This is a genomic window from Aliiglaciecola sp. 2_MG-2023 (genome assembly GCF_030548145.1).
GTDB classification, from domain to species: domain Bacteria; phylum Pseudomonadota; class Gammaproteobacteria; order Enterobacterales; family Alteromonadaceae; genus Aliiglaciecola; species Aliiglaciecola lipolytica_A.
In genome coordinates, this window is record NZ_JAUORY010000003.1 from 228,398 (window position 1) to 247,325 (window position 18,928).

Annotated in this window: 16 protein-coding genes; 6 read left to right on the forward strand and 10 right to left on the reverse strand. The window is 40.6% G+C overall.

Annotated elements, in window-relative coordinates:
- Nucleotides 1–10: 10 nt before the first annotated feature.
- Genes Q4567_RS04850 through Q4567_RS04865 form a run of 4 tightly spaced genes read right to left on the reverse strand, consistent with a single transcriptional unit; the run spans nucleotide 11 to nucleotide 4,553 of the window.
- Nucleotides 11–1,033, reverse strand: coding sequence for a DUF4340 domain-containing protein (locus Q4567_RS04850; protein ID WP_216049949.1), 1,023 nt, complete (start codon nucleotides 1,031–1,033; stop codon nucleotides 11–13).
- Nucleotides 1,026–2,891: a Gldg family protein gene (locus Q4567_RS04855; RefSeq protein ID WP_303499570.1), complete on the reverse strand. Its 1,866-nt coding sequence runs from the start codon at nucleotides 2,889–2,891 to the stop codon at nucleotides 1,026–1,028. The genes Q4567_RS04850 and Q4567_RS04855 overlap by 8 nt, the downstream gene beginning before the upstream one ends.
- A gap of 4 nt (nucleotides 2,892–2,895) precedes the next feature.
- Nucleotides 2,896–3,630: an ABC transporter permease subunit gene (locus tag Q4567_RS04860; RefSeq protein ID WP_216049947.1), complete on the reverse strand. Its 735-nt coding sequence runs from the start codon at nucleotides 3,628–3,630 to the stop codon at nucleotides 2,896–2,898.
- On the reverse strand, nucleotides 3,630–4,553 hold the full coding sequence (locus Q4567_RS04865) for an ABC transporter ATP-binding protein (RefSeq protein ID WP_216049946.1): 924 nt from the start codon (nucleotides 4,551–4,553) through the stop codon (nucleotides 3,630–3,632). Before Q4567_RS04865 ends, Q4567_RS04860 begins: the two co-directional genes overlap by 1 nt.
- A 390-nt stretch (nucleotides 4,554–4,943) precedes the next feature.
- Between Q4567_RS04865 and tsaA the strand changes: the two genes are divergently transcribed.
- Nucleotides 4,944–5,648, forward strand: a complete 705-nt coding sequence (tsaA, locus tag Q4567_RS04870; RefSeq protein ID WP_216049945.1) for a tRNA (N6-threonylcarbamoyladenosine(37)-N6)-methyltransferase TrmO — start codon at nucleotides 4,944–4,946, stop codon at nucleotides 5,646–5,648.
- Between the two features lie 4 nt (nucleotides 5,649–5,652).
- Here tsaA and Q4567_RS04875 read toward each other — a convergent pair whose 3' ends face one another.
- Nucleotides 5,653–5,838, reverse strand: a complete 186-nt coding sequence (locus tag Q4567_RS04875) for a hypothetical protein (RefSeq protein WP_303499572.1) — start codon at nucleotides 5,836–5,838, stop codon at nucleotides 5,653–5,655.
- Between the two features lie 143 nt (nucleotides 5,839–5,981).
- Here Q4567_RS04875 and Q4567_RS04880 point away from each other — a divergent pair, with 143 nt between their 5' ends.
- Both Q4567_RS04880 and Q4567_RS04885 read left to right on the forward strand, forming a co-directional pair.
- Nucleotides 5,982–7,697: a proline--tRNA ligase gene (locus Q4567_RS04880; RefSeq protein ID WP_303499573.1), complete on the forward strand. Its 1,716-nt coding sequence runs from the start codon at nucleotides 5,982–5,984 to the stop codon at nucleotides 7,695–7,697.
- 182 nt (nucleotides 7,698–7,879) lie between these two features.
- A complete protein-coding gene (locus Q4567_RS04885; RefSeq protein WP_216049942.1) occupies nucleotides 7,880–8,719 on the forward strand; it encodes an MBL fold metallo-hydrolase in 840 nt (279 codons plus the stop codon).
- Nucleotides 8,720–8,735: 16 nt separating this feature from the next.
- Here Q4567_RS04885 and Q4567_RS04890 read toward each other — a convergent pair whose 3' ends face one another.
- A complete protein-coding gene (locus tag Q4567_RS04890; RefSeq protein WP_216049941.1) occupies nucleotides 8,736–9,791 on the reverse strand; it encodes a GGDEF domain-containing protein in 1,056 nt (351 codons plus the stop codon).
- A gap of 216 nt (nucleotides 9,792–10,007) precedes the next feature.
- Nucleotides 10,008–10,892, reverse strand: coding sequence for a GGDEF domain-containing protein (locus tag Q4567_RS04895; protein WP_216049940.1), 885 nt, complete (start codon nucleotides 10,890–10,892; stop codon nucleotides 10,008–10,010).
- 221 nt (nucleotides 10,893–11,113) lie between these two features.
- Here Q4567_RS04895 and Q4567_RS04900 point away from each other — a divergent pair, with 221 nt between their 5' ends.
- Nucleotides 11,114–13,084, forward strand: coding sequence for a monovalent cation:proton antiporter family protein (locus Q4567_RS04900; protein ID WP_303499575.1), 1,971 nt, complete (start codon nucleotides 11,114–11,116; stop codon nucleotides 13,082–13,084).
- 12 nt (nucleotides 13,085–13,096) lie between these two features.
- Here Q4567_RS04900 and Q4567_RS04905 read toward each other — a convergent pair whose 3' ends face one another.
- Nucleotides 13,097–13,492 (reverse strand): hypothetical protein, encoded by a 396-nt coding sequence (locus Q4567_RS04905; RefSeq protein WP_303499576.1) that lies wholly within the window; start codon nucleotides 13,490–13,492, stop codon nucleotides 13,097–13,099.
- Between the two features lie 128 nt (nucleotides 13,493–13,620).
- Nucleotides 13,621–15,705: a toll/interleukin-1 receptor domain-containing protein gene (locus tag Q4567_RS04910; RefSeq protein ID WP_303499577.1), complete on the reverse strand. Its 2,085-nt coding sequence runs from the start codon at nucleotides 15,703–15,705 to the stop codon at nucleotides 13,621–13,623.
- A gap of 33 nt (nucleotides 15,706–15,738) precedes the next feature.
- On the opposite strand from Q4567_RS04910, the gene Q4567_RS04915 reads away from it, so the two are divergent.
- Both Q4567_RS04915 and Q4567_RS04920 read left to right on the forward strand, forming a co-directional pair.
- Nucleotides 15,739–15,900 (forward strand): hypothetical protein, encoded by a 162-nt coding sequence (locus Q4567_RS04915; protein ID WP_216049936.1) that lies wholly within the window; start codon nucleotides 15,739–15,741, stop codon nucleotides 15,898–15,900.
- A 19-nt stretch (nucleotides 15,901–15,919) separates the two neighbouring features.
- Nucleotides 15,920–17,626, forward strand: coding sequence for a hypothetical protein (locus Q4567_RS04920; RefSeq protein WP_216049935.1), 1,707 nt, complete (start codon nucleotides 15,920–15,922; stop codon nucleotides 17,624–17,626).
- A gap of 143 nt (nucleotides 17,627–17,769) precedes the next feature.
- Here the strand turns inward: Q4567_RS04920 and Q4567_RS04925 are convergent, their stop codons facing one another.
- The gene (locus Q4567_RS04925; RefSeq protein ID WP_216049934.1) at nucleotides 17,770–18,765 is read right to left on the reverse strand and encodes a branched-chain amino acid aminotransferase; all 996 of its coding nucleotides are present in this window, start codon (nucleotides 18,763–18,765) and stop codon (nucleotides 17,770–17,772) included.
- Nucleotides 18,766–18,928: the final 163 nt, after the last annotated feature.

Sequence of the window (18,928 nt, forward strand, 5' to 3'; positions counted from 1 at the left end):
AATAAATGGATTATTGCGGCGACTCACCTTCATCAATTGGATACTCTTGCGGCTGCTGAATCTGACTATTTTTGTTTTCAATGAAGTCCTTGTACTCTTTGTCTATTTGACCTGCAGAAAAGCTGGATAACTGATAATTAACGTCATACCAGTATTTGCCAGAATCACCTTCAAAGCGAGCAAAAATAGCACCTTCGTTTTCCCATAACCACATGCTTAGAATACGACCATCTTGCAGGCCAATTTCGAACACTGCGGTCACTGACTGAGGATTAAATCCACTATCTTCAGTTTCAGCAATTTGTTCAAATTTCAGGTTCACTAGGTTATCCACATAAGCACTTAAAATGCTGTCATATTTGAGTTGTGCGCTGTCTTCCAAACCTGACAATTGAAAGTCATCTTGCTGTTCGAAATCCCGTAAAATTTCAAAACCTAAGTCTCCTTCGCGGCGCACATAGCTTACTTGCTCAGCTAACACGTCAAGAATAGGTTGTTTTAGCCAAGCGTTTTGATCTGATGGCAAACTGATTATACGATCCAACAACCAAGTTTGTTTTTGTCCCAGCAAACGCACATAGGTTCCTTGCCCTAAACTCGCTTGTGAACCTATTAATACCTGATAGTTTTTTGCGCCCACGCGCAATTCCACTAATGTTGCTTGACTGTCAACCACATCAATATCTTGTAATCCCAATCGAGCAAAGTTTTCAGCTTTAGCGGTTTTAGCTTCGAATAAAATGGCTTTTGATAAAGCATCCACTAATTCAGCCAATGCCTTTTGTTGCATTGGATACTCGCGCTTACTTTCTGCTAGCACTGTCACCCATCCAACGTCAGACTGACGAGCACTGAATAACATCCCATTAGAGTTAGAAACTTGAATTTCTTGAATCTTTTGAGCCTGCGCAGCAAGTTCTGGAAACAGCTTAACCTTTTCCCCAGAAACCTGATTAGCACGGATGGTCAAAAAATAAATTGCGGTTGCTAAAGTAACAATAATGACCAGCAATGAAATCAATTGTTTATTCATGTGATAACCCCTCATCACCTTTAGAACGAGTTCTCAGCAAACTAGCAAGTAGCATAAGGATCAGCATTAGCACTATAGGGGCAACAGCGATATTAATAAATTTCAACCAATTCCCCAGCGCCTCAATATCCTTGTCTAACTGATGTCTCACTTCACGCAGGGCTTTTCGAATCTCAGTTCGTTTCTCGATAAATTCGTCAAGTGCTTGTTGTTGTTCTGGCATCATAACCAAACCAGCTCCTTCTACTTGCTGACTTTGCAACTGAGCGAGTTGCTGTTCAGTTTCGTCTAATTGTTGCTGTAGAAGTTGTTCTTGTTCGCGGAACTTACGTTCAGCCTCCACTTTTAAAGCATCGACAGTGTTAAATGGACGGGCAAATGTACCGCGACTACGAATACTGATAAGTGCCTCACTCCCGCTTAGATTCTCTACCGCATTAGTAACAAAATCGCCGTTGTTCGCAAAAGGTGTGTAAACCGTTTCGCCAAAGAAGTTCGCTTGTTGCACCCAAAACCGATCTGCCAGCAAATCCGTATCACCCACCACAATGACATTTAATTGATTGGTAGAAGAAACGTGTGCACTATCAGCTGTAGCATCATCTGGCGCACTTTTGTAAGCGGAAGAAGCTCTGCCATGCAATCTGGCAGCAAGCACATGTTGTTGCTTCTGGTTGGTAAACTCTCTTGCTAATGCGTTAGGGTCTCGTAATGCAGAATAAGTGGTTACATCAATGAAACCTGAATTTGCAGAAGAACGCATCAACGGTGTCCAACGTAAGTTACCACCTGTGGATTTACTAAACGCGCCAAATGACGCGCCATTGATTATTTCGAGACTTGCGGTAGTTACGTCGTCGCGATCAAGTTGTTGAGATTGAATCCCCACAAAACCAAAATGACGAGCGACACCGCCATCTGCAGTGCGAATATCTAGGCCTAGTTCCGCATCAAGCAGTACCTGACTATCATTAAACTCTAGTCCCCAAGCTTTGAATAGAGAGGTTAAGTTAGAACTATTTTCAGTAGATGCGCCCATACCAGCCATCATCGCCATCGGATCTGACTCATTGTTGGGATCAACAAAAGCAATGAGTTTTCCACCTTGCATAACGTATTGATCAACCGCGTATAACAAGGATTCATTTAACGATTGAGGATGCACTAGCATAAGCACGTCAGTATCTTCAGGTAAGGCTTCTGCGCTATTTGGAATCTGTTCCACTTGATACAATTGCTGTAATTGAGTGTAAAACGTCCAAGCTGGATCAAACTGTCCTGTCATCGGATTCTGTCCACCAGCTAGCGGCAAATCCGTGATTAAAGTCACTTTAACCGACTCAGGTTGAGATAGTTTATGGATCAGTTTACTGATTTCGTATTCAAGAAACTTCTCTTTTTGGGGATCAAAAAAGCCAATCACTTCTTGATCATCTAAAGCGTTAGTCGCCGCCAAGCCCAAATATATAGCATCGCCCATAGTGCCAAGTGTGGCGGCAGTCAGACCAAATTCATTGGCTTGATCTTCCGCTTCGGAAAAGGGCTCAGGATCAACAATATGCAAATTGATTTTTCCATCTGCGGCTTTTGAATACTCTCGCAACATACTTTCTACACGGTTCGCATAGTTGCGCAAAGACGTCATACTTTTTGATGATTTATCTGAGAAAAAGAAATATAAATTAATGGGTTCATCAATTTTTGAAACAATTTCCTTGCTGCCATCAGACAAAGAGTAAACTTGATTCTCAGTCAAATCGAGGCGAATTGGACTCAATAACTGATTGTTTAGCACCGTTAAAGCAAAAAATAAAACGGCCAATAAAATTAAAATTATGGAGGTGGAAAATTTACTCATATTACTAATCCGCCTTTTTACGTTCGATGATCAATAAACTGGCGTATAACCAAATTACAATTGAAATGAAGAAGTAACCTACGTCATTGAGGGCAATTACTCCCTTCGCAAGTGACTCATAATGAGTCAAAAAGCTAAATGAGGCGACGGTATCAATCACCATGGTTGGTGCCCAGTTTTTAAACGCATCCAAAACAATATTGCTGCCACTGACAACAAACAAAAAACACACGACCACTGCCAATATAAACGCCACCACCTGATTTTTAGTCAGTGCCGACATACACATTCCAATGGCTAAAAAGGCTCCCGCCATTAACCAACTACCAATATAAGCGGCGACCACCACCCCGTTATCAGGATTCCCCAAATAATTGATGGTTAGCCATAATGGGAAGGTCAATAATAAAGATAACCCCAACACAGCCCAAGAGGCTAAGAACTTTGCAACCACAGCCTGTAGACTGCTTATTGGTAGTGTCATCAGCAGTTCAATACTTCCACTTTTTCGCTCTTCAGACCATGTGCGCATAGCGATTGCTGGCACTAAAAATAAATATAGCCAAGGGTGGAAGTTGAAAAAGGGCAGTAAATCGGCTTGCTCTCTTTCATACAAACTACCGATAAAAAACGCAAAAACAGCTGATAAAATCAAAAATATTGTGATAAAAACGTAGGCAACAGGGGTAGCAAAAAAACTTGCAATTTCCCGCTTAAATAGTGTTGAAATCATTCCCATTAGCCCTGCCCTCCTTGTGTCAATTCTCGAAATACTTGGTCTAGACGACCTGGCTCAACATACAAAGTATCAACCGGTAAACGACGTTCATGAATGTGTTTATTTACCTCATGCAAAATATCACTGCCAGGTTCTGTCAATAATGTCACTTTCCCAGTGGCTCTATCGGCTTGAATATCCACTATGCCCGGCACATCTAAAAAGCCTGAAGTATCCGATGGATAACTTAAATGTAAGGTGATGGCATTGTGATATTTAGATTTTTGGATAAGTTCTTTCGGAGTACCATCAAACTTCATTTGACCTGCAGCTATAATCATTACTCGATTACACAGTGCAGACACTTCCTCAAGTATGTGAGTGGAAATAATCACTATTTTATCTTTCGCCAGATTTTGGATGAGTTCACGCACATGATGCTTCTGGTTTGGGTCTAGTCCGTCAGTCGGTTCATCTAAAATCAGTATTTGCGGATCATGCAATAAAGCTTGTGCTAAGCCAACCCGACGTTTAAATCCCTTAGATAAATTATCAATGGGTTTATCTAACACCGATTGCAGGTCTATTTTGTTAATTACATGGCTAATTCTTTGGCGTTTTAAATCCCCCTTTAAACCTCGAATATCTGCAATAAAATTCAAAAACTGCAATGGCGTCATATCACCATATGCTGGCGCACCTTCAGGTAGATAACCTATTTTTTGCTTTATTTTTTTGGGGTCTTCATAAATTGATAGGTCATCAATGAATATTTCACCATCATCTGGGGTGATAAAGCCTGTGAGCATTTTCATAGTAGTTGATTTGCCTGCCCCATTGGGGCCCAAGAATCCAACTACATCGCCAGGTTGTATATTAAAGTTCAGGTGATTAACAGCGACAAAATCACCAAAAATCTTCGTTAAATTTTTTACATAGATCATGCTATTCCCATTATGATCATTGAGTTCACCAAATTCTTTGTGAATATGGTGCTCAGAAAAAAGAAATCAAGAATTTACGCGAACAATTAAGACTATTTTTATTTTAAGTAAAACGTCAGTGCGACACAGTTTCATTGCAAAGGAATTTTATTAAAAATGCAATTTGATGCCAATTTTTTTTAGGATACCAAAAAAAAAGACTTAAACTCGGTAAAAACGTTAATTTAACCTAAGTTTAAGTCTAAAATTGGTTCGGGAAGTGAACGCCCAAAGGATAACAAAAAATGTATGGCATAATCATTTCAATATAATGCCAATGTGTTGCAAAATGTGTCCCCTCAGTTTAGAGATTCACCTTGCAACAACTGATTAAAAATATGAAAGGCCTCCATGCCAATAGAGATTAACCCAATTGGGCACATTAAAACCCCGTATAAAGAGAAGTTTGCAATCCCAAGACAACCAGGTTTGGTGACTGCAGCATTTGGTCAGATAATGTTTACCCAAGCATTCAATTCGGTAGACTTTATTCGTGGTATAGAGCAATTCAGCCATTTATGGCTAGTTTTTCAATTTCATCAGACTGCCGATAAATCCACATCCCCTTTAGTTCGCCCACCTCGACTCGGTGGCAACGAGAAAGTGGGAGTATTCGCCTCACGCAGTACTCACCGCCCTAATAATTTGGGCATCAGTGCGGTTAGGCTGGAGAAGGTATCGTCTATAAGTGGCCAACATTGTTTAATTGTTTCAGGAATGGATCTACTAGACAACACACCAATAATAGATATCAAACCTTATATTCCATATTCAGATAGTATTGCCGACGCCGCAGCGGGTTATGCGCAAGATAAACCAGAAGAGTTACTCGCCGTTAGGTTTTCGAAAAGCGCACAACAACAGCTAACTATCTACCAGCACAAATATCCCCATTTAAATATTTTGATTGAGCAAATACTAAGTCAAGATCCCCGTCCGGCGTATCACAAAACCACAACAAGCGATCGCCTTTATGGGGTAGCTTTATATGATTTAAACATCCAATGGCGTGTTGCAGAACATTGTTGTGTCGTGGAACAAATCAACCAGATTTAAACGCTTACAGAGGTAAATCTGGAAATATCCGTCTAAGCTGTTGCCGATTTAATTTCCAGTGAGATTGCAGTGCCTTGGCATACCAGTAACGAACGTCGCTAGTCGCCATCAAATCACGCCCCTGATACAACTTTTCAGGAGCAAGACCAGGCCAATCACCGAGTACTTTTGCGCCGCCTGAGAATAGCAAAATCTATGCAGTCTCAATTTAAGACGAAAATAGTGACAAGAAGTTTATCCTGACAAGGATAATATCCCTTTTGCCTTTTACAGGGTGCTGGTAGAATGGCGGCCGTTTACGATTTAAGAGCAAAATAAGGATCAACTAAGCTGATGCGTACCAGCCAATATCTGTTATCTACCCAAAAAGAAACTCCTGCCGATGCGGAAGTGATTAGCCACCAATTAATGTTACGGGCTGGGATGGTTCGTAAGCTTGCTTCAGGTTTATATACTTGGCTACCCAGTGGCCTACGAGTGCTCAATAAAGTGGCTGACATTGTTCGTCAAGAAATGAACAAGGCTGGAGCGATAGAAATGTTGATGCCGGTGGTGCAACCAGCAGATTTATGGCAGGAAAGCGGACGGTGGGACGAATATGGTCCAGAATTGCTGCGCATTAAAGATCGCCACAATCGTGATTTTGTTTTAGGTCCAACTCATGAAGAAGTGATTACTTCCCTTGTTAAAAATGAAATCAGCAGTTACAAACAACTGCCAATAAACCTCTATCAAATTCAAACCAAGTTCCGTGATGAAGTACGCCCTCGTTTTGGCATAATGCGTGGTCGTGAATTTACCATGAAAGACGCCTATTCATTTCATACATCAGATGAATCAATGCAGCAAACCTATGCTGGAATGTTTCAGGCTTACTGCAATATCTTTGAGCGCCTAGATTTAGAATATCGTCCGGTTATCGCTGACTCCGGTTCAATTGGCGGTGCTGTTTCCCATGAATTCCATGTATTGGCTGATTCCGGTGAAGACGCCATTGCCTTTAGTAATGGTTCAGATTACGCAGCCAATATCGAAATGGCTGAAGCGATAGCGCCCTTGACTGAAAAATTGCCGGCCATGGCAGTAAAAACCCAAGTTGCCACTCCTGATGTAAAAACCATTGAACAAGTTTGTGCGCACTTTGATATCAGTGCCGACAAAACGGTTAAAACCATAATCGTTTTAGGTGAACAAGATGACAAAGGACAACAAGGTTTAGTCGCGCTAGTGCTGCGCGGCGATCATACGTTGAATGACATCAAAGCCGAAAAGCTACATTCAGTGTATGCGCCCCTCACAATGGCCTCAGAGCAACAAGTTTTACAAACGTTAAGCTGCGAACCTGGCTCAATTGGTCCAATAGAGCTTTCTATTCCTGTGATTGTCGATAGAAGTGCAGCCCACTTAACAGATTTTGTTTGTGGCGCAAACAAAACAGGGTTCCATCTAACTGGCGTAAACTGGGAAAAAGACATCGTAGACTATCAAGTTGCCGATATACGTAACATTGAAGCCGGTGATCCCTCTCCAGATGGAAAAGGGACGTTAGAGATCAAACGCGGTATCGAAGTGGGTCACATATTCCAGCTAGGCGATAAATACTCCGAAGCAATGGGCTGTGGTGTACTCAATGAACAAGGCAAACACCAGATTTTATCTATGGCTTGTTATGGTATTGGCGTATCGCGCATTGTTGCAGCGGCCATTGAACAAAATCACGATAAATTCGGCATTATTTGGCCTGATGCTATCGCCCCTTTTCAAGTTGCATTGATTCCAATGAATATGCATAAATCTCATCGTATTCAACAGGTTGCAGAGTCGCTGTACGAAGAATTAGTTGCTGCTGGCATAGACGTTCTCTTTGATGATCGTAAGGAACGTCCAGGTGTCATGTTCAATGACATGGAACTGATTGGTATTCCTCATACGATTGTCATTGGTGAACGCAATTTAGACGAGAATAACGTCGAATATAAACATCGACGCACAGGTGAAAAGCAGCTAGTCAGTATCAATGATGTATTGTCGCTGTTACAAAAGCAATAAAGAATTTAATAGCAAAGACCAACCGCTAGGTTGGTCTTTTTCCTGCTAAAATCTATTTCCATATATTTTTCAATAACTTTGAATAACTTCACATCTTAATTGTTGAATTAGTCAGTGATACGCTATGCTAATATCTGCGAATAATAAGTTCGCAAGGACAAACGGCAACAAAGAGATGGAATATGCGATTAACCTTTTTCGGTGTTAGAGGCTCAATCCCTGCACCGGGTCCAGAATATATAAAGTATGGTGGCAATACAGCCTGCGTGCACATTGAATTAAATGATGGCACTGACATTATTCTCGATGCAGGCACAGGGATTAAAAACCTCGGTCAAAAATTAATTTCAAAACAGACCGATGTACATTTGTTGCTGACCCATAATCATTGGGATCATATTCAGGGTTTTCCATTTTTTGCACCTATATATCAGCCTGACAGAAATATATTTATCACGCCAGGTATGACGACCTTGGATGAAAATAACGCCATTTTGAATCAGATGTCTGGCAGTTATTTTCCTGTTCATTACAAATCACTACAGTCAAATATAGAACTCAAACCTGTACCTGAAGGCATTAATAGTTGGCATATTGGCAGCGCTAAAATTTATCGGCACCCAATGAACCATCCCGGCAGCGGCAGTTCTTATGTAATCGAAGCCGATGGTGCTAAAATTGCCTACATCACCGACAACGAACTTTACCCTCCCTACCGTAAAGAAACTGATTTTCTACAATGGGTAGAGTTTGCAATGAGCGCCGATATTATTATTCACGATGCCCAATACATGCTGTCTGACATGCCAGGTAAATCAGGTTGGGGACACTCGGTGGCAGAAGAAGCGGTAAAGCTAGCTTTAGCATGCAGAGCTAAGCGTTTAGCACTTTACAGCCATGATCATATTCGTACAGATGAAGACATCGCAGCGATTGAATCCCATTGCCAGGAAGTCATTGCTATTGCGGAAGATGATCTGCAAGTTTTTGCTGCGGCAGAAGGATTGGAAATCGTATTTTAAGTTATATCTGACGGCACTACTTTGCAGAGTTTGACGGCTCGATATTGTCGGCCAGAACGTCGGCCACAACGCGATTGCGGCCATTTTCCTTTGCAAAGTACAAACGCTCATCAGCTTTAACAAGTAAATCATCTAAATCAGTGCCATCAACACCGAGATACGAAATCCCAGCACTAAGGGTGATATTGATTTCTTTTTTATTGTAGATAAATGGCTTATTCATTAGTTTTTTACGTAGAGAGTCAACTTGTTGGAAACTATCTTTAGGCTTAGATGCTAGCATAATCAATGCAAATTCCTCCCCGCCAAAGCGCGCCAGCAAATCACTTTTTCGAGTGTGTTTTTTCAGAAAATCAGCCACAAAACACAGCGCAGCATCGCCACCATGATGACCATATAAATCATTAATTTTTTTGAAATAATCGAGATCAAATAGCACAACAGTTAATGGCACATTGTGCCTTTTCGCATATTCACTAGCAGATGCATACACATCGATTAATTTCATCCTATTCGCTAAGCCAGTCAATTTGTCAGTACCAGCTAATTGCATAAGTCGCTCTTCGTTCTTCTCCCGATTACGCTCATACACATGAGCGAGAGCAATCATCAGCACCCCACTCAATATCACGTTCAATGACACTGAAATACTTAGCGGAATATCATCGGTCATAAATTTCAAATGAAAAATGCTGATTCCCAGCGTCATAAAAACAATCGAGAAGTAAAAGCCAATTTTTTTACCTAATAACAAATAAGAAATAACGGGGATAGTTAGAATCCAAACAAAAATGGATTGGGAGGAACCAGGTACGGATAAAGCATACATCATTATCGAAAAAAACGGGAAAAGGTAACTGATTACCCAAAATTGAAAATTAGTGGTATTGCCAATTTGACGCCATACTAGAAATGAAAATAATCCATATCCTAACTCTAGAAAAGCCAAGGTGTAGAGCTCTCGATAAATATTGATCAAACCAAAAACAAAGCCACCGAAAAATGTTATCAGCAACAATACTTGTAAAACTTTGCGTCGATATTGGGTATTTTGATCAAAATCGCTAAGCATAGATAGTCTCATACAACCTAAATGAGCTTATGGATTTATTCTTATTCGCAGAATAACCCCATTCATCATTTATTACTAAAAGAGATAAAAATTAATTTAATAGTAATGACAGTCTAATGTTATTAGCTGCAAATGGGTATGATAAGACGAAATAATATCAATAATAATTGCCGTTAATTTCGACAAGACTGCAATTTATTGCCGCCTATGTCGAAATTAAGCTACTTTGTAGCAGTTTTTTCCATTTTGTTTGGCTGCATACAAGGCTTTATCTGCACGATTAAATAAACTTAGTTCAGTGTCACCATATTGATACATAGTACTGCCGATACTACAGGACATTTTATGCTTGGCCAAAATCGGATTTTTATTCATAAAGCCCTGAATTCGTTCAGCTATTTTACCATTCACAAGGTTGTCACTACCTGGTAACAAACAACAAAATTCATCACCACCAAAACGAAAAGCATAGTCACTTTCTCTTAGTGACTGACGTAATACGTCTGCCGTGGCGGTCAATACTTTATCACCCTCATGATGACCGAAGGTGTCATTAACGGCTTTAAACTTATCCATATCAATCACCAGTAGTCCAAAACCTTCGCCAGCCCGTTTGGCCTGACTAAGTAAGCGCACCAAGGATTCTTGATAATGTACTCGATTACCCAATGACGTCAGATAATCTTTAAGGGCAAGCTGTTTAACACTATGAAATTCTAGTGCATTCTTTAACGGAAATTTGAATAATCGATGTAAATCATTGAGTATTGCCGCTTCCCGCAAACTTAACACTTTGGAAAAAGAATATACTAGGGTAGCAAAAATTGTGTGTTTACTTACTTGATCTAATGTTTTGATATTATTAGATTTTTCTGGCTCTCCAAGGGTAACTAAACCACTTGAAAATTTAATAGTTAAACCATCTAAGTTTAACTTCGCTCGCAATTGGCGATAAAATACTTGAGCAATCTTTTGCAGGTCGATACTCGAAGCCAATTGCAACATAACTTGATGAGATTCGGTATGGCTTAAGCCGCCCTTGTAGGGATCTGAGCTAAACAAATTGTTATCTTTCAACGCAGTGTCAAAAAGCTGTGTCATGTGCTCCAAGGCGAATGCTCCTGCCAATTTATTGGCGAATTTACGTCTAAATACGTAATTTATTAATTAAAAATGTTTTATGATTGGTTAATTAGCAATCTCTGTGCCATCGATTACTGCTAATATTAAAGTAATGCTAACGGCAAATATGCCCGTTCAGCTTACTCCTCAGTCAACAAGTTCACGCGGTAAAAAATTAGCCAAATAAAGAGATAAAATTTATGCATGTGGGTTTCACAAATATTTTGGTATTGATGACTGTTGCGGTGTTAACCGTGTGGGGATTCAAACGTATAAACTTACCTCCCATACTCGCATATCTAGCCTGTGGAGTAGTCGCTGGTCCGCACATGCTAGCAATCATCGATCATCCAGAAGAAATTCACTTTTTCGCCGAGTTAGGCATCGTCTTTCTATTATTTTCGTTGGGCTTAGAATTTTCTCTTCCTAAAGTCATGGCTATGCGCCATCTGGTTTTTGGCATTGGTTTAGGCCAAATGATACTGACTACTCTGGTTTTTATGGGGATCGCCAGTGTATTTGGATTCGATTTAAAAGCCGCATTAATCATAGGCGGTATGATAGCCCTTTCTTCAACCGCGATTGTGATTAAACAAATGAGCGAACGAGGCACGTTAAATACGACCCGAGCACAAATGGTTGTCAGTATTTTATTATTTCAAGATCTGGCTGTGGTGCCTTTGCTGATATTAGTTCCCTTGCTATCAGATCAATCCCATAGCAGCTTATGGTTAGCGATTGTGATGGCGCTTTTAAAGGGCACAGTGGTAGTCAGTATTTTAATGTCTGTAGGCAAATGGCTACTACCTAGAATATTTAATGAAGTAGCGCGAACGCGTACCGATGAATTGTTTGTGCTAACGACTATTTTGGTTGCCTTGGTAGCGGCAGGTTTGACCTACTCGTTTGGCCTTTCCATGGCACTAGGAGCTTTTCTAGCGGGAATGATGTTAAGTGAAAGCCAATACAGGCATCAACTAGAAGCGGATATTCGGCCTTTCAGAGATATTCTAATGGGGTTATTTTTTATAACTGTTGGTATGCGTTTAGAAATGCAGACTTTAGCATCACAACTACATTGGATAGCTTTGGGTTTAGTCACCATAATGATAATAAAAATCCTGATCATTCGTGCTTGTGCTTGGCTATTTAAAGCCGACAAACTAGATGGCTGGTCAACAGGATTAAAGCTCTGTCAGATAGGTGAATTTAGCTTTATTATTGCCGCACTGGCGGTAAATCACGACATTCTCAGTGCTGAACAAGGCTCTGTTTTGATGGCAATTGGTGTGCTCAGTATGGCGGTTACACCTTGGTTGATTGAAAATAGTCTCGACATGGCTAAATATATTATTGGTAAACCCGACTTACAATTAGACCCAATGGATGAAGATAATTATCATCCTAGCATGCAAGACCACGTTTTAATTCTTGGTTTTGGCCGAGTTGGTCAATCGGTAAGCCGCTTATTAAGCGTGGAGAAAATCCCCTATTTAGTCGTAGACTTTGATCCCGTGCGGGTCAATGAAAGCCGAAGTGCAGGACAACCCGTGGTGTTCGGTGACGTCAGTCAACCAGATATATTAAAAGCCGCTGGAATCGATATGGCCAAATTAGTGCTTATCACCTTTGATGAACACCAAAGAGCCCTCAATGTAATCAAGATCATCTCGGAAATGCACCCAGAATTGCCCATAGTGGTTCGCACTAGAAAAGACTACCACCTAGAAGAACTTTATGCGGCTGGCGCTAGTCAAGTTGTGCCTGAAATTCTCGAAGGCAGCCTTATGTTGGTATCTCAGATACTCCATTTATCCGGTATCCCTATGGCGCGAATTTTAAAACGGGTTCGTTCAGAGCGAAAAGATCACTATCGACATATGCACGGTTTCTTTCCTGGAGAAACCACTGAAATTAGCCAAGGTACCAAAGATAAGCTGGAATTTATGCACGCTGTGCAACTAACTGAAGATGCGTTTGCGGTCGGTAAAACAATTGAACAGTTGGATCTTTTTAAACGCAAAATAAGTTTGCATGGATTACGGCGAGCAAATATAGAAATTGCAAATCCTGACTTTACAAAGCCCCTACAACCTAACGATGTTATCGTGATCTCAGGCAAACCGCGACGAGTAGAACGCGCAGAACATTTTTTATTAGAAGGGCATTAAACCTAATCTTGACTATTTATTAGGTCTATTTTTGATTGCGGGGTCACATAACACCCTAGCGTTAGCTACAGTATCCAATATAACTACCGAGTATTCCGAATCAATATTATCAGTATTGGTATCAGTAATAACGGCAAGGTAAGGTGGGAATGTAGAACGCCACGACAAATCATTTGCACCGTTACTGCCAAAAGTAATGTCAGTAATATGATAACGAGGGTCAGCCTGAACATGCACGGTGATGAGTGCCTGCCCTGTACCTGTTATTTCAGTAATAGTGCCATCATTGTTGGGGCCACCTGTAAAACGGTAGCTGTATGTGCGTGCATTCGAAGCGGGTATATTGGTGTAGCCACTTCCTGCTGCACTTCGGAAATTTCTTACATCTAAAGTTACAGTAGCATCCATAATCCTTTTCCTTGTTGTTGGTAAAATGCCATACTTTGGAGGTATTGCCGTATCAAAAGATACGGTTTTATGAATTGAACCTAATTGTTCTCTTACAATTCTAATCCCTTTCCCGAATAGTACAAATTTTAATCAACTAAAAATGGGGTGAATGCAATATAACCTGAATTATTTAAACGTTTTTGATGTATATTAAGTTGCTGATCATCCCCTAACAAGCTTAATACAGTAGTCAATTCAATTAGCCGAGTAAAAGGTAACTTATCCGGCTTAGGATTTACTCCATATTCCAATTCAGTCTCAGTTAACAATGCTAAAGCTTGTTGCCAATATTGTTGGGCGGTTTGTTGTTGTTCGATTTTAAAGGCTATCTTTCCTTTTAAAATTAAACCGCGAGAATACACCAAACGAAAATCTTCGGTTTTTTCCATTTCTTGATTATGCCATGCAGGCTCAATATTCTGTTCAAATTGCTCGATATAATGAAGCGCCAAGTCTATTTGGCCATTTAACAAAGCAAATTCACTTTGAGCGACTTTAAGATCTCCATAGAATTGTAAAGTCCTTTCCTCTTTTTTCTTTAGGTTATAAGCCTTCTCAATCAGTTTTTCAGCTTGCTGCAAATGTTGTTTAGCTGACCGACCAGACATTAGCGCAAGCTGCCATAGGCAACGTCCGTAATCCAACATCCAGTACGCATTTTGTGGATCTTGATTAAATAATTGTTCAGCGATATCTTTTGCGGTTATGTACAATTTAGTGGCTTCTTCCACATCCCCTAAATGGACGCTTACGCTGGCTAAAAGACGATTGGCGTACAAAAAGTCTTCTTTCCAGATAATATTATCTGGATCCTCTTTAATATTTTTTTTAATCGCGGCATTTTGTTCTTCGAAATAATTCTTTGCTTCATTAAATCGTCCTTGTTGTAAGGCAAGACTTCCCAACCAAGATGACGCATTTGCCATATCGTATCTTAACTGTAAATTATCTGGTGCTTGTTCAGCCCACTGAACATAGAGATTACGCACTTCCAACATTGCCCTTTTAGCTTGCTCAAAATTGCCACGGCTTTTATCCAATATCGCCAGGTTCTGATAACCGTATGCAGCCTCTATTTGCCAATCAGGATTATTGCTGTCCATTGCGGCTAACCTAATTGCACTATCTCGATAACGAATTAGCCATTTTTCGGCATCGTCCAAGCGCCCTTGTTGCCAGGCTACGTTGCCAAGCCAATACTCAGCTTGAGATAAATCGAACAATCGGATGCCATTTGAAGCGTCTCTTTCGTATAAGGCTTTAGAACGTTCATAAGCTTCAGCAAAAGCTGCCATGGCCAATTGATAGTCGCCTTCATTCAGGCGCACTTCGCCTATGCCGGTTAATGAACGGGCTTGTTCCGCCAATGCGCGGTCAGATAAATCTCGTTTGTTTAACTTTGAAAAATAGCTTGTCGCTTTATCATCCACCGAACGCATTAAATCCAAACGTCCAACGGTTTGTAAGCGCTCACGTAAGTCACCTAACATAAAACCGACAATGTCTTCGGCTTGGTCTTGGCGCCGTTGTGCATCATTACGGGCGATGACAGCAGTTATCGCCAATGCGGAGGCAAACGCCATTCCTGCAAAAGAACCTACGCTAATTAACGCCAAACGTTTATATCTGCGCTGCGCATCTCGCTGCGCTAGGCTATCAAAGCCCACGCCTAACAAACCTGCTACCAATTTTAGAAATGCCCTGTCTTTACCATCTCCTTCCATTCTGGCATCAGCAGCCAACGGCTCTCTATTAGGCTGGCCAGCTTGTGCGGGTTTGAGCAAAGCTGGGGGAAAACAAGCTATCTCAGGATCACAGCTCATAGGATCGCCGTCGGCAATAAAACACAAAATACGTTCTTCACGACCCATTTTACGGAATTCAGTGATTTCGGTATTCACCCATTTTGACTTCGCAGAGAAAGGCGAGCAGATGACAATCAGCGACGATGAGTTCTGCAACGCTTGATTGACCCTTTGGCCCAAATTTCCTGCTGTTGGGAGTTCATCGCGGTCACGAAAGATTTTTCCAATTCTACGGGGAACAACACCAAACTCAGCGGATTGGCCAATTAGTTTAGCGGGCACTCGATAGGCTTCTAACTTACGCATAAGCCAGCGAGCCAACTTTTCATCTTTGTGGCTGTAACTTATAAATGCGCTGTATTGCATTTTATTCCTCAGGATCAGATTGAAAGAGTGAACATGACATATACAACAGCAACATGTGGTCAAATAGTATACAACTCTCCTATAAAAGAAAAGGAAGCATCGGTTTTACCAAGCCGAGTGCCACCAACGAATGAGATAAAATCAGGTTTAACAAATGCTTTATTGATGATAATTTATACAAATATCGGAGTTTAATGTTAAGGAATAGCGACTGATGTCATCAGCTCTCACAATTAATATAGGGGTTACCGGTCATCGCGATATTCCACAACAAGATATCCCCATTTTAGAAAAAGCCTTGCTTGAAGAGCTGACCTCGCTGCAACAACAATGTCCTAGAAGTACGATTCAAATTTTATCAGGTCTAGCAGAAGGTGCTGACCAGTTAATGGTCAAAGTCGCCTTGAAACTCAAACTTAAAGTAACTGCGATTTTACCCTTTGACGTGCAAGAATATGAAAAAGACTTTAGGTCTCCCCAATCCTTAGAAACCTTCCGTAGACTCTTTGAACAATGTTCCGAAGTGAAGATTTGCCATCGTAAAGCCAATACACCAAGAGTGGAAGGGTATACTGCACTAGGCAAAACACTGGTAGGTTGTTCTGATTATCTAATCGCTATTTGGGATGGTGTAATAGACCATAAAAAAGAATCAAGTTCCTATGCGCTAAAAACCGGTGGCACAGCAGACGTAGTAAGAATGTGTATCGAAGGACTCGTTGACGAAAGCAGCCTGCTATTTTCTAAGCCTAACAAAACATACTGTAAATGGTTAGTCAGTACACGAGAACGTCATGCTACCCTACCTTTAAGTGTGGGAAGCGAAGAAGATATTGGAAGTTGGAAGGCAATAGAAGCGTATGGCGTGCAAAATGTCAGTTTGTTTAATGAAATTTTGGCGAAAACAGAACGTTTTAATACTGGTGCGCTACGTATTAAAAAGAAAGACAAAGCCAAGAGTTTAACTCACCTGCTAGGAGAGCAACCACCGACGGAATCATTAGCCCCCATTAAACACTTAGTTGATGCCTACTGTATTGCCGATTGTCTTGCACAAATACGTCAACATCAAAGATTAAAATCATTAAAATGGATTACCACCCTATCCTTTTTTGCGATCTTCGCACAACAAGTTTATGTTGGGCTATTTGCCACACTGACTTGGTTTTTAATCCACTTGTTTCTAGTTGGAGTGGTAGTACTTATATATTGGCTTTTTTTCGTCGGCACCGAATCAAAAGAAGAACAGTATGTGGAATGGCGCGTATTTGCTGAAGATCTTAGGGTGCAAATTTTCTGGCACTTGTCTGCTATTCCTGATCACAGTGCAAATAACTATCGCACGACAAAACTATATGAGATGGATTGGATTGTAGATAATTTGAATAAACTGATGTTGCAAGTCCCTTCCCCCAGCAAACAACACATTCATTATGTGCGCAAGGTTTGGATATTAGACCAAAGAAATTACTTTTATGGGCAAAGAGGAGAAAGGGGAAGAGCATTTGCATTGCTTAACAAATCAAAACAATATCAACGAAATTCAATTTTTCTATTTTGCTTAGCAATAGCACTGATGTTCTTTAGTGTAGTAAAAATCCAATTCAATCTTATTCCCGCTTTTTCGATATCAATCTTGTTCATTATTATTGCTATGTCGTTTATCAGCTCAGCATTATTGAAAACCTTTGCTGCGCAGATGGGCTTTGAGGAGCTTAGTCAGCGCTACTTGCGAACAGGCTACTTCTTCCAACAGGCGATGAATAGAATGTCTTTGTTAGATCAAACTTACGCTTCTGAAACTGAAAATATAGGGAGCTATCAACAGGTCATTAAAACCATAGGTATTGAGGCATTAAATGAAAATGCAGCTTGGTTACAGCTGCATAAAATGAATGCTTATCAAGTTCAGGTTAGTTAACTTAAACTTGATAAGAAATGACAAATTTTAATTCGTAGGGATGCTGATTTATGCAATCTAGTTGTTTAAACCCGTGAATTGCAAGCAAGATAAGCGCAAAATTACTGCGCTAATAGCAGATTGCGCTCCCTCGCTTGGGTTAATTAAATTTTAGTTAACCAGTTATGGGTGTCTGGCGCTTCGCCCCACTGAATTTGGTTTAATGCTTGGCGCAATCTAATTGCTTTAGGACCCGCTTCTCCGTTACCCACTTTGATATCTTTACCATTGTGAATTAAGGTTCCTACCGGAGTCAAAACCGCTGCGGTACCAGACAGAGCGGCTTCAGTACCAGGTTTAGCCACCCGTTCTAATAGTTCAGTCACAGAAAGGTTACGTTCGCTAACCTTCATTCCTAAATCAGCCGCAAGGGTTAGTAGTGTAGCTCGTGTAATACCGTGTAAAAATGAGCTATCTAAGGCTTTAGTGATAATTTCATCGCCGTCAATCAAGATAAAGTTAGCAGCACCGGTCTCTTGTACATCACCATTAGGGCAAAATAAAATTTGATCAGCATTGTACTGCGCTTTACCTGCTAAAATTGGCCCTAAAGCACTGGCGTAATTACCGCCACTTTTAATCATGCCCATATGTGGCGCACAGCGCATCCCATCTTCCGCTAATAACAATCTTAATGGACGAGCTCCACCAGCAAAGTAATCACCCACCGGTGATAACAATACATACAGCATAGAAGTAGCTGATGGTGCCGCAGCTTTACCTATTGAAGGCTCAGTACCAATATGGGTAGGTCTGATATACATTGAACCTGGAGGCTGGGGAACTTCATCAGCGTATTTTTTTACCATATCAACAATCATCTGTGATAACTGATTTGCATCAAAGTCAGGTAAAAACAATAATTTAGAGCTCTGTGCCATACGTTTTATATTTTCTTCCATACGGAAAATATTGACGCTGCCATCAGCATGACGAAATGCTTTGAGTCCTTCGAAACAAGTACTCGAATAATGTAAGACATGAGCCCCGGGGTGCAATTGAATACTTTCAGCGCTGACAAACTCAGCCTTACTCCAGTGATTATTTTCAAAGGTAGCAAGTGCCATCTCAGGCATAAAAACAGTTCCAAATGCAGCCATAATAGTCTCAAATCTCCAAAATAATAATAAGGTCAATTTACCGATAGAATTAAAAGTAATCCTATCTTGTAATATATATACGATTTTACGCTAGAAGCAGGGGCAAACACTAGCATTGTAAGGATAAAAATGTGTTTTAGTGTCCATCAATGCGAATCAGCTA

Excerpts from the sequence above, each read along its gene's own strand:
- Q4567_RS04850 (WP_216049949.1), bottom strand. The coding sequence starts at position 1,033 with ATGAATAAACAATTGATTTCATTGCTGGTCATTATTGTTACTTTAGCA.
- Q4567_RS04855 (WP_303499570.1), bottom strand. The coding sequence starts at position 2,891 with ATGAGTAAATTTTCCACCTCCATAATTTTAATTTTATTGGCCGTTTTA.
- Q4567_RS04860 (WP_216049947.1), bottom strand. The coding sequence starts at position 3,630 with ATGGGAATGATTTCAACACTATTTAAGCGGGAAATTGCAAGTTTTTTT.
- Q4567_RS04865 (WP_216049946.1), bottom strand. The coding sequence starts at position 4,553 with ATGATCTATGTAAAAAATTTAACGAAGATTTTTGGTGATTTTGTCGCT.
- tsaA (WP_216049945.1), top strand. The coding sequence starts at position 4,944 with ATGCCAATAGAGATTAACCCAATTGGGCACATTAAAACCCCGTATAAA.
- Q4567_RS04880 (WP_303499573.1), top strand. The coding sequence starts at position 5,982 with ATGCGTACCAGCCAATATCTGTTATCTACCCAAAAAGAAACTCCTGCC.
- Q4567_RS04885 (WP_216049942.1), top strand. The coding sequence starts at position 7,880 with ATGCGATTAACCTTTTTCGGTGTTAGAGGCTCAATCCCTGCACCGGGT.
- Q4567_RS04890 (WP_216049941.1), bottom strand. The coding sequence starts at position 9,791 with ATGCTTAGCGATTTTGATCAAAATACCCAATATCGACGCAAAGTTTTA.
- Q4567_RS04895 (WP_216049940.1), bottom strand. The coding sequence starts at position 10,892 with ATGACACAGCTTTTTGACACTGCGTTGAAAGATAACAATTTGTTTAGC.
- Q4567_RS04900 (WP_303499575.1), top strand. The coding sequence starts at position 11,114 with ATGCATGTGGGTTTCACAAATATTTTGGTATTGATGACTGTTGCGGTG.
- Q4567_RS04905 (WP_303499576.1), bottom strand. The coding sequence starts at position 13,492 with ATGGATGCTACTGTAACTTTAGATGTAAGAAATTTCCGAAGTGCAGCA.
- Q4567_RS04910 (WP_303499577.1), bottom strand. The coding sequence starts at position 15,705 with ATGCAATACAGCGCATTTATAAGTTACAGCCACAAAGATGAAAAGTTG.
- Q4567_RS04915 (WP_216049936.1), top strand. The coding sequence starts at position 15,739 with ATGACATATACAACAGCAACATGTGGTCAAATAGTATACAACTCTCCT.
- Q4567_RS04920 (WP_216049935.1), top strand. The coding sequence starts at position 15,920 with ATGTCATCAGCTCTCACAATTAATATAGGGGTTACCGGTCATCGCGAT.
- Q4567_RS04925 (WP_216049934.1), bottom strand. The coding sequence starts at position 18,765 with ATGGCTGCATTTGGAACTGTTTTTATGCCTGAGATGGCACTTGCTACC.